Below are 14,279 nucleotides of genomic sequence, written 5' to 3'. Positions count from 1 at the left end.
ATTGCTTTAAAACGATTGAAAGCTGCCCTTTCTACTAAATATTTGAGAAAAGTGATAGGTTTTTAAACTTTGATGAAATCGCCCTGTTCCTGGACACAAAAAAGGAGGAATTTAATAATTTATTAAGAATTACAATATATAGGTAGTATGAAGCAAAAGTTAAATAGGCATGTACAAGACATAAAAGGTTGGCATATTCCACAACAACTTTCATTGCAACGTAAACAACAAGAATTTTTCAGCAAGAAAACCAAGCGTAAAGTACTAGAAGATGATTCTCAATCTTGTCAATGGAATTATAGTACTATTATTTTATTTACAATACTTGCTCCTTACCTAGTACGTTCGCTTGTTCCAGTATTAATGAACTCTATTCATACGAAGCGACAGCAACATCCGTTATTACCTAAAAAACAGGCTACCATTCATGATAAACCCATGATTGATATTACTGAAAATATGAATTGTGGGCCCAAAAAAGAGGGTGTAATTCAAGGAAAAATATGCCATTTCAATAATACGAGATTTTTCCTAAAAAAATTATCGGCTCATTACTCGTGGCAAGAGGCTAGCGCCGCTCCTAATCAGCCTGGTCTGATAAGTTATGAAAAATTTAATCAGAATTTTGGTATCAATAATTTAAAATTACAAACACCTAACGATCAATTTTTTAGGGAAAATAACGGGACACATGAAAATTTTTATTCTGGCCATGCAGAAATAGATTTCAAATATATGGAGGAAAATAAAAATGATCTAAAAAATATTCCTAAAAAAGAAGTGGCTAAATTAATGGTAGCATCTACATTCATACAAGATTTGCATCAAAAAAATTGGGGATATAATAAGGATGGAATAGTTTTGATTGATGTCGATTCAGCTAATAGAGTCCCGAATGGATTTTCTGATTATTTACATGCCGCAGCACAAAGCTTTTCATTTTGAAAAAGTCGCTGAAATGAGTAAAGCATCTTGCAATAGCTGGAGTTGCTATATCTAGCGCGTCAAAGCTTTAATAAATCAACTATGTTTTAAACAGGATATATAGATTATCTTACAATTAATTTTAGCCATTCTAGCTAAAATTAATTGATTGAGAAATTAACCTATTTTGGCTCAGTATTGCTAAAAGTAGGAAGAGTTGATTCCTGCATTTGTCGGGCTTTTGCTTGAAGATCGGCTATGAATAATTCATGGTGTAAATCAAAGTGCTCTGTCACCAAATCCAATGTGTCATCGATTATCGACGCCATTGGAGTAGAGGGATTAACGCATTCTTTTAATGAATCTGGAACTGCATGAAGAAGTTCCGTAGGCGTCAGTTGTACATAGTTTTCCTTCCAAAAATGGCAGTTGCACCAATTTAAAGCCGGCAAAACTTCATAGTAATTATGATACCCTTGTTTGTAGAAATTACAGCCAGCGAGAACCATGCCCAATTGAGTTGTTTTTTCAGTGGTATTTATAAGATCTGATCTACCCGCTTTATGTAAAAGCCCCATTGCAGCTTGCATTACTGCACCAGTAGTACCAGAGACATCAAAAAAATGAGGTAGATTCATATGGTCATGTAATTGGATTGTTCTTCCTGTAGGATCCAAAACTTTTACACTACGTAATTTGGGGATTTCTGGAATACTGTCTTGCTTTCCTTCACAACATTCAAGGAAATGGTTTACTGTAACAAGTTCCGATTCTGATATTTCAGCTCCGTGTATATATTCTTGTAACTGTAAATGGGAATAGGGTGAACCTTGCGCTTTGATGTATGGAACATGAAAGGGTTTTAATGAAGGCATGATTATTTCTTCCATAAACTTTTCTAATTCTCTTACGTCTTTTCCTTGTTCTTTTGCCTTTGCAATTTTACAGAATTTTTCTCCATATGCATTTGCAAGCATTCCCAATGGTGATAAAACCACTTCAAGCACTCGGAGCAGTTTTTGTGGGGGAACTTGTTGATTATTTTTAAGGATTTCAATTAATAAACGTTGATTTTCAAGGACATCTTTAGATCGACTCTCTGCTACATTAGATCCGATTTCAAAAATAGTTGCAAGAGTTTTAGGTTCTAATTTTTCTAGCTCTTTTCCAAGCTCACCAGCTATAATACAGCAAGCTTCATAAATTTGCGGGCTTGGATTTCTTGTTATACCAATTGCTGTTCGCATTAATAAGTAATGCTCAGCACAAACAGCAAAAATTTTATCCACAGCACACGGCATACCATAAGTACTTCCCATAGCATATACTACTGACGGATGTTGTTTTTTACCGGGAGGAAATAATGGTTGTGTTGTATTTGCTCTAGAAGGATGGGGGGTAGATATAATCGTATTTATGGTCATTTCTTTAGCAATTCGTTGCTTTTCAGGTTTGCTCCATTCTATATTAAATGGGTGAAAGGCATAGCTGGAAATTCCACGGTTTTGCATTCCGTCTAAAGAATTGGCAATAAATTTTTGTTTTTTAAAGTTTGTGCTCGATTTTTTTGGTTTCATCCCCAATTTCATAAACATAGTAACATCCTCCAGTTACAGAGTTTAAACACGTCTTAATACATCAAATTTTGTAATCATTTTTCCTTATCAATTCTGCTAATTAGTTACCAGTTGACAATGGATTGTATGTTAAATAATAGTACAGTTTGTTAATTTCGAGTATTAACTAGTAATTGTTTGATGCTTATTTGTATAGACTCATCTGTTGTTACGACTTGATTTATAAATCTCATAAGATCAAAACCCTAAAGTTCTTCGCGGGAGAAATTCCCATGTTTTTTCCATAAAGCTGATATTAGGTGAAGAAGATTGTATGGAAAGCATAGAAATCAGCTAAGAACTTCAAATCAGTCCAAATTATTTATATCGAGCTGAAGTTAGATTAGGTTCTTCTTTGTCTGTTGTTTTTTGAGTGATTTCTTTATATTCATGCTTAAATTGCTTAAAAAATTCTTGGCAATTCTTTATAGGCTTAAGTAAATCAAGAGCAAAAGAGCTTTCGCTTTCATTATCACGAAACGTATTACCATTCCATTTATCCTCTATCTCTTCACTGTGCAGTATTTTTAAAGCCCGAGCTTTCCCTATGATTACATCAAGAGGAAGTCTACAATGAGGCTCTGGATTCAGGATGGTTTCAATGAAATTTTTAATGTCCTTACCTTCCAGAGTATTAAAAACTGGTAAATTAAAATCTAATGATTCTCTTTTTTGGAGATTATTCAAGATGCTATCCTGGGCATTATGTTCTTGAGTGCTGACCATTAGATCATAAGCCATTAAGCCAATTTGATAGGCCATATAAGCCCCTGCCTCCACAGTTCGTTCAACCCCAAATCTGTATTCAGGTGGTTCAAAGGTAGTGCTGATATCACTCACGTCCACTAGATTGTCTTTATCCGTGCGGACAACAGATTTTGTATCTGCTGTTATCAGCTGATTGGATCGCTTCAAAAAATTTGTAGCCTTAATATCCATATAAGCCATGTTTTTTTGATTAAAATCAGAAGCAATCTTTGCTACTTGTTCTATTGCATCAAGTGTACCTAGACAACGGGTGATGTTTTTATCTGTTTCCTGTCCATTTGCAATTGTTTGTATATGATGATTGCGAAGATCGCCATCTGGACAAAACTCTGAAACTGCCACATTGATACACCGTTTGGGATCCCTCCCTCGCTGGGGCAATATCACAGGACAATAAAAATAATCTTGTGCGAGATTATTTTTTATTGCACCATCATTCTTCATTTCATCTACTAAACTGTAATCTGTTTTCGGTACATCAGCATTCTCTAGTCTTATAATAAACTGTGAGTTGCCTTTCTCATTCTCAGCCAGCCATATTTTGTTATTTCCGCCACCGATATAGGTGACATCGAATCCATTCAATTGCAGTGGATCTTGAGTGTGAAACAGTTTCCGGAATATTTCTATCTGAGACTCTGTATCTGCAGCAATCAGTGATTCAATTAAAGATGTGTATTCATACTCGGGAGTATTTATCAGTTCAGGATAACTATTAAGTAAATCCTTTAAAAGATAATTGGTTATATTTATAAGGGTCTCAAAACTTTCCTGTGTATTACGCTTACTGTTGATAATTTCATTATTTATCATAAACAACGTTTGTACTTGCAACGCTTCCAATGAATTTTTCAGTTCTAACGGAGCTTGATCCTGTGAGCCTTGCTGTTTGTTCAAGTTTTGACGGGCAGTTTCAACTGCGGAAATGAGATCATCCATTTTACAGCAATTCTTAGAGCGAGTTCCTAACATCACGTGCTTGGTCATTTTTTTCCAATATTCGAGTGTTAAATTTTTGATCTCGCTTTTTGAATCTTCAATAAAAATAAGATTTATATCCTTGCCTAATTTCTTGTCTCTTATTTCATTCGTAATCGGATTAGTAAAGTACCATTCCATAAAGTTACCGTTGTTTCTTAATTCACTATCCGAATAAATTTGATTTTTCATCGCCTCAATTTTTTGTAATAATGCTACAGCATTAGGTTTTGAGTGCATTTGATTATATTGCTCAATTAAATCATTCAGTCTGGCAATTTTCGGATTTTCATCTGATTGAACAATTTGTTTGATACCCATAATTAAGCTCCTTAGTTTCATTTTAATTTAATCACTATGGGTAAAATAAGTACAATTAATTGTTTTTATATATCATATATGAGATACAAATATGTGATAATTTTTAAAGGCTTAACTCATATAGGCATGAATATTGGGTTAAATAAGAGAATTATTTGCAATAAGGCTGCCGGGAACGTAAACAATGAGCATTAGGAAATGGATAAGGTAATATTCGAAGCATTTGAAACTTTTGATAGGAAGTCAAAAAGCGAATATCGTTTGGGAAAAAATTTGGGAATTAAAGGATTATTTTTGCTAAATCTTACTTACGGCATTCTGCTTATAGAGTATCTTGTAATATTTTCTGAAAAGGTAGATGCAGATTTAATTTATTGGAAAGTTTTTTCATGGTGCTTATTTATCAATTTATTTTCAAGCAAGCTCATTTCATCTTCACTAATTTTGGCTAACATTAAAAGAGTGTCTTGATCAGATGGTGTTAATTGTTCGGTTGCTTCAAAAATGGTAATTTTATATTGAAACAAAAATGCTCTGAGCATAGCAGCTCTCAATATTCTATCTGATTTTGTTTGAAATACGGTTTCATAAATTCTGACTAATATTTGATAATCATTCTCAAAACTCGAATTTCGTTTTCCACCTACAAATAATTCGAATTCTAATTCAGCTGCTTTTTCAACATTAAATTGCAATTGTTTTTGGTCTTTAATTTCTTGATATGCTAGCCGTAAATGCGGCATTAAGTGCATTCGAAGTATATTATCATTCGTTTCTTTACCTAATTTCTCTATTTCTTTTACTGCGTGAATATAATGAATAGCTACTTTATCTGTATTTTTAACGCCAAAAAAGTAAGCAATACTTTTCTCAAAGTTCAGCATATCGGATGATAAAGAAACATCATTATTTTTCATATTCTTATCCTGTGAATAGAGGGATTGCACATACCCAACTAAAATTCATTATTTAAAATTTGAGCTATAAGATTGGCTACTGGCATTGGATTATCCATGTGTACATGATGGCCGCCTTGAACTTCATAGATTGTTAAATCACGAAAGCATTGAGTTCTACTTTTAAAAATATCTTGAGGGTAGGGAACTCCTTGATTTGCTCGAATTAGGGAAACAGGCTTATCTAAAGCATAAAACATTTGCCTTAATTCATCCTCACAAGGAAGTGTGGAACTGACACATCGCAATCGCCTATCAAATGTCCAATACCATCCATTTTCATCTTCTATAGTTCCTCGTTTTACTAATGCCTTAGCAGCTGCATAACTTATCTTTCCAATGAGCATTCTATCTTGAATGACAGATTTCTGATCAGGAAATGTAGTGCGCTTTTCTGGATTAAATGATAAATAAGTTTCAACATCAAAATGAAAATAATCGATTTTTTTGTCAATAAAGTTCAGTGTGGGCCCTAAAATATCAAGATAAATTATTTGACCAACTTGCTTGGGTTGAGCAATTCCTAGGGTAGTTGCTACTAAGGAGCCTAACGAATGGGCGATAATATCAAAAGAGTTCCAACCTAATGCATTGATTAAATGCAACATTAAATAAGCATCATTTTTCCAATTAGGAAGCACACCATCTGGATAATGGCTTGAATAACCTGTGCCCGGGAAATCAACGGCTACGATTTGTCTTTCTGGAAATAAAGGGGCTAATAAATCAAAGCTCGCTGCATTATCCATTTTCCCATGAAGACATAGAATGGGGTTAGGGCAATTCGCATTCCAGATTTTTAATGCTAAATTAAAGCCCGGTATTTTAATAGTTTTTTCTATACAACTCATATAGGAACTAATTTAATAGATAAGAAGATATTGTAATATAAAATGAACTGTAAAATACAAATATTACTTTTTCAATTGGAGTATGAAATATACTTTTGTGATTCTTGTATTTTTGTGCAACATGATCAGAGCATTTTTACTCGATAAAAATCTTATTATTAGTAACTACAAAATCTTACAAAGTTGAAGAATGACGGCAGCAAAGTCTATTTCAATACTGTGCCAGGTGTAGATAAAACGATCTAGGGATTTAAATATCATAATACCAACTAGGTTTTGGTTGGTGATTAGGATCTTTACGAGAAATCATATCGGGGGTATTTATTTTTACAACAAATTCATTCATTTTTAGATAATACTCTTGAGTGCTTGGATCTTGAGTCAGATCCAATTTGGCTCTAAAAGTACAAATAGGTACAATATCATTTTCATCCTGTGTAGCGATTCGATTGAGATGAGGAAGCATGCTTTCGTCAATCGTGTCTAAAGTGATGCCATCACTTCTTATTGCAAAATGTTTCGGCATTTTACTTGTATCTATAGGATCGATAAAAGCACAAGCAAGGATTTTTAATTCCACTGTTGCATAAATTTGACCCGTTTCTGAATTTTTCGACCAATTGACTCGTCCGCGCGTAAGAGTAGGCTTTAAGCCCTCAGTTAAATGTTGTTCTTCATCGATTAACTCCATCGAGTTTTCAAATTCATCTAAAATTATCCCATGTAGTATTTGACCACCAAAATGAAAAATTTTATTGGCTTTGGATCCATGGACATCAATTTTATCACCCGTAAAATTTTCGATGGTGGAAAGAGCGTAGATATCGTTTTTTCCGGTATCTATCTTTACTCCATAAAAGGTCGTTCCTCCACGGCGAATATCCATAACAGACGTTGAGTGGTCACTTGTTGTAGCCGCTTTTGTTGTATTTTTAATGTCTTGTGCTATTTGCGTCTGTTTCATTAAGTCAGCGTTGTAGTGGATCTTGCTCACTGGAATATGTCCTTCTGCATGAGCTTTGGAGAGTTCATAGTGGCTAATTAGTGTGCTATGGACTTCTGCAAGAAAACCACATAAAGAGGCACTTTTACTAATGATAACGGATGGTTCTGGTTTCTGCGGTCTTTTTACTCTGACTGGAAACTCATCAATATCAAAAGAAGCTAGAGTTCGATAATGGAAATTTTTAGAAAGTACGTTTTTGAAATCCTCTGTTTTTTTATTTTCGGTAGTGATCTTCATTTCCTCTATAAAACGAATAGCTTTCTCTAGCTCACTAATGGTCATATGATCGTGTAAAGCTAATTTTTTTTGGATGTAGCTAATAGCCTGATAACGCGAATCATCGTGAAACCATTTTATACTTTCTTTACGAGCAAGTTCTTTGAAGATCGCTAATTTCGCATTTGCTTTTGTAATTGTGCTAACAAAATCGTTCATAATTCATTAAAAGTGGGTGTCTAATGATCAAATTATATGGTATAAGAATTAAGCTTTTATTAAAAACATCTTAACTGGCGTATAAAAGTAGTTAATTAGTGAACAAATGGATATATAGGGAGAATATAAATGGTGCAAGCAACTTTTTTTACGCAAAGGGATGTTCCTTCAATAAAAAATGATCTGAAAACCTATTACATCCCAATTGTTGAAATAATAGATAATATGCAGCAAGTAAGTACTTGGAACTATGCAAGAAATCCTTTGGTGTCTCGGATGTTTTATACTTCCACTGATGATTTATTTGCACAGGAAGGGCGGGAAGCAGAAAGGACAACAGTGTTTTGTTACATGGTGATGCTTAATGCGACACAAATAGCAACGCTTAATAAGAGCAAAAGTGTTGGTAAAGGTCATTTGATGGCGTTAAATTTTATGCCCAAAGACATTCTCAGTTGCATTAAGATCTCAGGAAATGAATGCAGCGAAGTGGTAAATCCATTTTATCAAACAAGTGAATCTGTTTCGTTTGAATCTCCGTTGATAGCACCATGCGCTTGATCAAGCTATCTACACTTTGGAGACGCGTCTATTTTCGTCTCCTCTAATATCTATAGCTAGTACATCATCCTGCTATGCCAAGAATTTCTATGTCGTATAAAAGTTCCATTTGTCAACTTAGAATTCTAAGATAGAATATAAATGACTTGCATATGAAATATAATATTACTATAATTTCAAATGAAAGGAGGTTCAAAATGAAAGCGTCTAATAATGTACGTCATAAAGAAGAAATTGTATTGTCGAAGGCTTTATGCAACCTGGCAAAGTTTTATTCTTTAACCGGCAAAGACTTAAGTAAAATCATTGGAATAAGTGAGCCCAGTACATCTCGCCTCAGTCAGGGGAAAAAGTTAATTTCACCTCATACGAAAGAAGGTGAAATCGCTCTATTACTTTTAAGGATATACAGAAGCCTAAATGCTATGGTTGGAAATAATCATGAAAAGGCTAAATTATGGCTCAATAGTCAAAATAAATATTTTAAAAATAAACCTATAGAAGAAATGAAAACTATCCCTGGTTTAATTCGTGTACTTAACTACTTAGATGCAATGCGCGGTAAACTATGAGTATTTGGACTGAATGCGAGGGAGTGAAATTTTTCAAATATTTGGAGTTGGAACCTTGGAGAATAGTTGAGGATCAATATAGTTCAAGCTCTAGAGATTTAGTGGATAGTAGCGAAGAGCACGATCTTTTAGAAAAATTACTAGACAATTCAAAACCTCACGCAGCTAATAATAAGCATTATTTAATTTTTACTCCTTTCAGATATCCTCCACTTGAGTATGGATCCCGATTTGGCAATACTTATGAACCTTCACTATGGTATGGATCTTTATCTTTGCAAACAGCTTTTGCAGAAGTAGCATTTTACCGGTTGAAATTTTTTGATGATACTGCAGCTAATCTAGAATACATTGAGATTCGAATGACTGCATTTAAGGCCTATATAAAAACAAAAAATGGAATCGACTTAACAAAAGCTCCATTTCAGAAATATCAAGATAAAATTTCTAGCAAAACAAATTATGAACAAAGTCAATTATTGGGTACGGAAATGAGGGAGGCAAAAGTAGAGGCCTTTATATTTGCTTCAGCAAGAGATAAAAATGCGGGCGAAAATGTGGCAGCATTCATACCAGACGTATTTAAGATTAAAGATAAAGAATATATAACTAATATGCAAAATTGGCGGTGCATAGCAAACAAAAATGTTATTGAATTTAGTCGGGATGAAATTTTACAGAGAAAAAAAATGGAATTTTCTAAAGATGAATTAGCGAGTGTAAACGATTCTGTTTTATAAACCAATAGGAGAAAAATATAAATAAGTTAATGGAACAAATTTTGCTGCAAATCGACATAAAATCCTGTACAATATGCGACAATTTTTTAACCATTTAAACTTTATAAGAGTGCTATGACTGATTTAAACCTTTATAGAAACATTGGGATCTTCGCTCACGTAGATGCCGGAAAAACCACCACTACCGAGCGTATTCTTAAGCTCACTGGTAAAATCCACAAGATAGGTGAAGTTCACGATGGTGAATCAACAACCGACTTCATGGAACAGGAAGCGGAGCGTGGCATTACCATCCAGTCAGCAGCAGTAAGTTGCTTCTGGAAAGGACATCGCTTCAACGTAATCGATACCCCAGGACACGTTGACTTTACTGTAGAGGTATATCGTTCACTGAAAGTACTTGATGGTGGTATCGGGGTATTCTGTGGTTCTGGTGGTGTTGAGCCTCAGTCAGAAACCAATTGGCGCTATGCGAACAATTCAAAAGTATCTCGCTTGATTTTCGTAAACAAACTGGATCGTATTGGCGCGAACTTCTTGAAAGTGACTGAACAAATTAAAAAAGTATTGGGTGCAAATCCTTTAATTATGACTTTGCCTATTGGTTATGAAGACAGCTTCGTAGGTGTTGTCGATTTATTAACTCGTAAAGCGTATGTTTGGGACGAGTCTGGCCAGCCAGAAAATTACAAAGTTACTGATGTACCCGCCGACATGCATGACGATGTTGAAATGTATCGCGCGCAATTAATTGAAACAGCACTTGAAATGGATGATGATTTGCTGATGGCTTATTTAGAAGGAGAGGAGCCTGCAATAGAAGAAATTAAGCGTTGTATCCGTAAAGGTACTCTTGAATTAGCCTTCTTCCCAACTTATTGTGGTTCAGCCTTTAAAAACAAAGGAATGCAGCTGTTATTGGATGCTGTGGTTGACTATTTGCCTGCTCCACATGAGGTTAATCCACAACCTTTGACCAATGCTGAAGGTGAGCCAAACGGTCAGTTTGCTATTGTTTCTCCTGATGAGCCATTTCGTGCCTTGGCATTTAAAATCATGGATGACCGTTTTGGTGCTCTAACGTTCGTACGCATCTATTCGGGAAAACTTAATAAAGGTGATACTATTCTTAACTCCTTTACCGGTAAAACGGAACGAGTCGGCCGTATGGTTGAAATGCAGGCAAATGAGCGTAATGAATTGCAAGGTGCTGAAGCAGGCGATATTATCGCGATTGTAGGTATGAAAAATGTTCGAACCGGTCATACTCTTTGCGATCCTAATCATGAATGTACACTTGAAGCGATGGTTTTCCCTGAACCAGTTATCTCCATTGCAGTCACGCCAAAAGATAAAGGCTCTACCGAAAAAATGAGTATTGCTATTGGTAAAATGGTTGCAGAGGATCCAACGTTTAGGGTTGAAACTGATGAGGATTCAGGTGAAACCATTCTTCGTGGTATGGGTGAATTGCATCTTGATATTAAAGTAGATATTCTGAAGCGTACTTACGACGTTGAATTAATAGTGGGCCAACCACAGGTTGCTTACCGCGAAACCATAACTAAATCGATTCAAGACAGCTATACTCACAAAAAACAATCAGGTGGAGCTGGTCAATACGGTAAAATTGACTACACTATCTCACCAGGTGAGCCAAACACTGGATTCACTTTTACCACATCCGTTGTCGGTGGAAATGTCCCAAAAGAATTTTTTCCTGCAATTGAGAAAGGTTTCCGTTCAATGATGGGTACAGGCACTTTAGCAGGGTTTCCTGTATTAGATGTTGTAGTTGACCTCTCCGATGGTGCTTATCACCCCGTTGACTCTTCAGCAATCGCATTTGAAATTGCTGCAAAAGGCGCTTTCCGCCAATCTATACCAAAAGCTGCCCCTCAATTGCTTGAACCAATTATGAAGGTTGACGTTTATAGTACAGAAGAGGATGTAGGTAATGTGATTGGTGACTTGAACCGTCGTCGCGGCATGATCTCGGGCCAGGAACCCAGTGCAGCTGGTGTCCGCATTAAGGCCGATGTTCCTCTTTCAGAAATGTTTGGTTACATTAGTACTTTGCGCACCCTTACCTCTGGTCGTGGTCAATTTTCAATGGAGTTTTCTCACTATGCTCCTTGCCCCAGCAGTGTAGCTGAAGCTGTGATTGCCAAAGAAAAAGAAAAGAAAGCAGCAGCTGCTAAGTAATATATAGTTGGCAACTTTAAAAAGCTCTGTCAGTTTGTTCTGATGGGGCTTTTAAAAGTCCAAATAAATCACTTCTACAAGCAATGAATAAAGCATACAGTCTTATTCTGTCCGTAATTTAATAATGTTCAACTTTCATATTAAGACTTTTAATTATAAAAGGTGACTTACTAGCGGTTTTTTGACTAGTAATGAGTAATGAAAAGGCAACATTAAGATGCAATTCAGGAATATTATAAGTTTGATTGATTCTCCAGCATGGTGCCCCAAAACACATATCTTCTTTAATTAGGGTTGGGTAATTCAATGGTTTAGGATGGAGTGTAAGTTTGTAATGCTTAATTATTTTGGATTCATTAAAATAAAAGCCATTCACGGACTCCCAAGCAGAATGAGAGAAATTTTTTGCAGCCTCTTTATCTTCATCAGGTGTAGTCAGATAACTAATTGACATAGTATACATTAATACTTTCTGGGCCCAATCCGTTACTTCATTATTAGTAACAGCATAAACTAACGGTGATGCAAAAAGTGAAATAAGTAACATGAACCGAGGTAATAGTAATTTACACATATTCGTATCCTTTTAGTTAAGCAGGAATCTATAGGATATTAAATCTATTTTTAAATAGTACAATCAACATCAAGGAATTTCCAGATGCTGATTTGCAATGAATAGATAAGACAGTTCGAAAGAGTATTACAAATTTATAAAAACTAATTGCACACTGCAAAATTTTGCAGACTCTGCTACTCGTCTATTAAAAGCATTCAATCTATTTTAATTTATCATCTTAAGTAGATTAGCATATAACTTTAACTGTCATAGCAACCTTGTTATATTGCGGTTTCCATTCATGAGTTATGCGCGTCAAAGATCCTGTATCTAAATTAATAAATGGTGTTCTGTAACGATACTTCTCTGTAGGGGATGCTGTCCCAATATATTCAAAACCTAAAATTGCATTTTTTGTAGCTATAAGATCCATACCTATTTTCCATAAAAGAGCATTGTGATGTCTTTTTTGTACCTCTTTATCTACTGGATCCTTCAGGGTAAGGTTCCAGAAGGAGTTGTCCCATCCTAATCCGACAAAAGGCATTATTTTCTCATAGAATACATAGCCAGCTCGACTATAGAGTTGAAGCGAGTTTTCAAGTTTGATTGTTTGCGATCTATTCTCAGGGAGATTAATTCTATTTGCTTCTGTATTAGACCAATTGGCATCAAAAGCTAAGCCGACAGCATAAGAACGAATACGATGGAGATATCCTATACCCAATCCTCCATCAACTCCTTTGGGGTTTGGAATTCCTATGCGAGATATATCATTTACAATAAATTTAGTCTTTTTTCCAACACTATTGCCATAACCTATATTTCCTCCAAAATAAAAGCCTTGGAATGCTGTCTTTTCTTCTTTAGATAAGGATGGGGTAGAGGCATGGACACTTTCGCTTGCAAAGGGAATCACTTTGATCGTAAAAGCATACTTATTATATTGTGGTTTCCATAAGTCTTTAAATAATTCGTTTGGATAAAAATATTGTTTTGCACTTGCCATAGTTCCAATGTATTCAAATCCGAGAGTTAGGTAAGATGACACCAAAATATCGGTTCCTAATTTCCATAAAAGAGCATTCTGGCGTTGTGTTACGTTATCTCGATTTGTCACTCCAAAAGGATTTGTATGCGTGCTATTTAATGTCCAGGATGAATTGTCCCACCCTAATCCTAAAAAAGATAAAACTCTTTCAAAAAAAACATAGCCACCACGAGCATAAATTTGAAAAGAGTTATTTAAGGAAGCAGAAATTGCTTCCTTTCCATCAATGTGCTTATGATATCCAGTACTATTACTCCAGTTTTCATCAAGAGAAAATCCAAGAGCCCAGGAGCCAACACGATGTGTATATCCGGCCTCAATACCTCCATCAATACCCCTAACTCCTAAGTCATTTATATTGAATACAATTTCAGAACCATTTTGGATAAATTGTTTCTTACTTCCACCTTCGCCATAACCAAGATTACCTCCAATATAAAATCCTCGGAATGCATTAAAATTCTCCAAATTTGGTTTTGCAGAAACAATGCCATTAACTGCCATAAGAAGGCAGAGCAAAAATTTCTTTTTATTTTTAATTTGATGCATATGGCTTTTTTCCTTAAATATAAAGCTTAACGAATAAATTAAGCAGTTATCTCTACCTGATATAGATGATCAATTATGGTTTCAATGTGGAGTTTGTCTGTTATCTTCCTTAATCTTGTCAGTAACTCTAATGGCTACACTTCGATACAGATGAATAAATTTGTTCTGGCTATTAAGTGTGGATAGCATA

Annotated in this window: 12 protein-coding genes; 5 read left to right on the top strand and 7 right to left on the bottom strand. The window is 35.1% G+C overall.

Translation table 11 applies throughout. The annotated features are described in order from the left end of the window. The first annotated feature begins 147 nt into the window (after positions 1 to 147). Complete coding sequence (locus tag Lsan_RS17655) at positions 148 to 945, top strand: hypothetical protein (RefSeq protein WP_058515439.1); 798 nt, start codon at positions 148 to 150, stop codon at positions 943 to 945. Between the two features lie 161 nt (positions 946 to 1,106). Here the strand turns inward: Lsan_RS17655 and Lsan_RS17650 are convergent, their stop codons facing one another. The 5 genes from Lsan_RS17650 to Lsan_RS17625 all read right to left on the bottom strand — a co-directional run bounded on the left by Lsan_RS17650 (position 1,107) and on the right by Lsan_RS17625 (position 7,855). Next, positions 1,107 to 2,519: a hypothetical protein gene (locus Lsan_RS17650; protein WP_058515438.1), complete on the bottom strand. Its 1,413-nt coding sequence runs from the start codon at positions 2,517 to 2,519 to the stop codon at positions 1,107 to 1,109. Positions 2,520 to 2,858: 339 nt separating this feature from the next. Then, on the bottom strand, positions 2,859 to 4,607 hold the full coding sequence (locus Lsan_RS23215) for a protein kinase family protein (protein ID WP_237762198.1): 1,749 nt from the start codon (positions 4,605 to 4,607) through the stop codon (positions 2,859 to 2,861). A gap of 371 nt (positions 4,608 to 4,978) precedes the next feature. Then, positions 4,979 to 5,524 carry a hypothetical protein gene (locus tag Lsan_RS17635; RefSeq protein WP_058515437.1) on the bottom strand — a complete coding sequence of 182 codons (546 nt, stop codon included), beginning with the start codon at positions 5,522 to 5,524 and terminating at the stop codon, positions 4,979 to 4,981. A gap of 38 nt (positions 5,525 to 5,562) precedes the next feature. Beyond that, complete coding sequence (locus Lsan_RS17630) at positions 5,563 to 6,414, bottom strand: alpha/beta fold hydrolase (protein ID WP_133134331.1); 852 nt, start codon at positions 6,412 to 6,414, stop codon at positions 5,563 to 5,565. A gap of 250 nt (positions 6,415 to 6,664) precedes the next feature. Next, a complete protein-coding gene (locus tag Lsan_RS17625; RefSeq protein ID WP_058515435.1) occupies positions 6,665 to 7,855 on the bottom strand; it encodes a hypothetical protein in 1,191 nt (396 codons plus the stop codon). A 129-nt stretch (positions 7,856 to 7,984) separates the two neighbouring features. Here Lsan_RS17625 and Lsan_RS17620 point away from each other — a divergent pair, with 129 nt between their 5' ends. The 4 genes from Lsan_RS17620 (at position 7,985) to fusA (ending at position 11,933) form a co-directional block, all read left to right on the top strand. After that, entirely contained in the window at positions 7,985 to 8,416 is a 432-nt protein-coding gene (locus Lsan_RS17620; protein ID WP_058515434.1) for a hypothetical protein, read from the top strand. Positions 8,417 to 8,613: 197 nt separating this feature from the next. Then, the gene (locus Lsan_RS17615) at positions 8,614 to 8,988 is read left to right on the top strand and encodes an antitoxin Xre/MbcA/ParS toxin-binding domain-containing protein (RefSeq protein ID WP_058515433.1); all 375 of its coding nucleotides are present in this window, start codon (positions 8,614 to 8,616) and stop codon (positions 8,986 to 8,988) included. Between the two features lie 23 nt (positions 8,989 to 9,011). Further along, complete coding sequence (locus Lsan_RS17610; RefSeq protein ID WP_237762197.1) at positions 9,012 to 9,728, top strand: RES family NAD+ phosphorylase; 717 nt, start codon at positions 9,012 to 9,014, stop codon at positions 9,726 to 9,728. A 114-nt stretch (positions 9,729 to 9,842) separates the two neighbouring features. Further along, on the top strand, positions 9,843 to 11,933 hold the full coding sequence (gene fusA, locus Lsan_RS17605) for an elongation factor G (protein ID WP_058515431.1): 2,091 nt from the start codon (positions 9,843 to 9,845) through the stop codon (positions 11,931 to 11,933). Positions 11,934 to 12,051: 118 nt separating this feature from the next. On the opposite strand, the gene Lsan_RS17600 is transcribed toward fusA, so the two are convergent. Both Lsan_RS17600 and Lsan_RS17595 read right to left on the bottom strand, forming a co-directional pair. Continuing rightward, positions 12,052 to 12,507: a hypothetical protein gene (locus tag Lsan_RS17600; protein ID WP_058515430.1), complete on the bottom strand. Its 456-nt coding sequence runs from the start codon at positions 12,505 to 12,507 to the stop codon at positions 12,052 to 12,054. Between the two features lie 229 nt (positions 12,508 to 12,736). After that, positions 12,737 to 14,089 (bottom strand): hypothetical protein, encoded by a 1,353-nt coding sequence (locus tag Lsan_RS17595; protein WP_058515429.1) that lies wholly within the window; start codon positions 14,087 to 14,089, stop codon positions 12,737 to 12,739. Positions 14,090 to 14,279: the final 190 nt, after the last annotated feature.

The sequence above is a fragment of the Legionella santicrucis genome, from assembly GCF_001468135.1.
GTDB lineage: Bacteria > Pseudomonadota > Gammaproteobacteria > Legionellales > Legionellaceae > Legionella > Legionella santicrucis.
This window is presented reverse-complemented; position numbering and strand designations above follow the sequence as displayed.

Excerpts from the sequence above, each read along its gene's own strand:
- Lsan_RS17635 (WP_058515437.1), bottom strand. The coding sequence starts at position 5,524 with ATGAAAAATAATGATGTTTCTTTATCATCCGATATGCTGAACTTTGAG.
- Lsan_RS23215 (WP_237762198.1), bottom strand. The coding sequence starts at position 4,607 with ATGGGTATCAAACAAATTGTTCAATCAGATGAAAATCCGAAAATTGCC.
- Lsan_RS17615 (WP_058515433.1), top strand. The coding sequence starts at position 8,614 with ATGAAAGCGTCTAATAATGTACGTCATAAAGAAGAAATTGTATTGTCG.
- Lsan_RS17620 (WP_058515434.1), top strand. The coding sequence starts at position 7,985 with ATGGTGCAAGCAACTTTTTTTACGCAAAGGGATGTTCCTTCAATAAAA.
- Lsan_RS17650 (WP_058515438.1), bottom strand. The coding sequence starts at position 2,519 with ATGTTTATGAAATTGGGGATGAAACCAAAAAAATCGAGCACAAACTTT.
- Lsan_RS17655 (WP_058515439.1), top strand. The coding sequence starts at position 148 with ATGAAGCAAAAGTTAAATAGGCATGTACAAGACATAAAAGGTTGGCAT.
- Lsan_RS17625 (WP_058515435.1), bottom strand. The coding sequence starts at position 7,855 with ATGAACGATTTTGTTAGCACAATTACAAAAGCAAATGCGAAATTAGCG.
- Lsan_RS17630 (WP_133134331.1), bottom strand. The coding sequence starts at position 6,414 with ATGAGTTGTATAGAAAAAACTATTAAAATACCGGGCTTTAATTTAGCA.
- fusA (WP_058515431.1), top strand. The coding sequence starts at position 9,843 with ATGACTGATTTAAACCTTTATAGAAACATTGGGATCTTCGCTCACGTA.
- Lsan_RS17595 (WP_058515429.1), bottom strand. The coding sequence starts at position 14,089 with ATGCATCAAATTAAAAATAAAAAGAAATTTTTGCTCTGCCTTCTTATG.
- Lsan_RS17600 (WP_058515430.1), bottom strand. The coding sequence starts at position 12,507 with ATGTGTAAATTACTATTACCTCGGTTCATGTTACTTATTTCACTTTTT.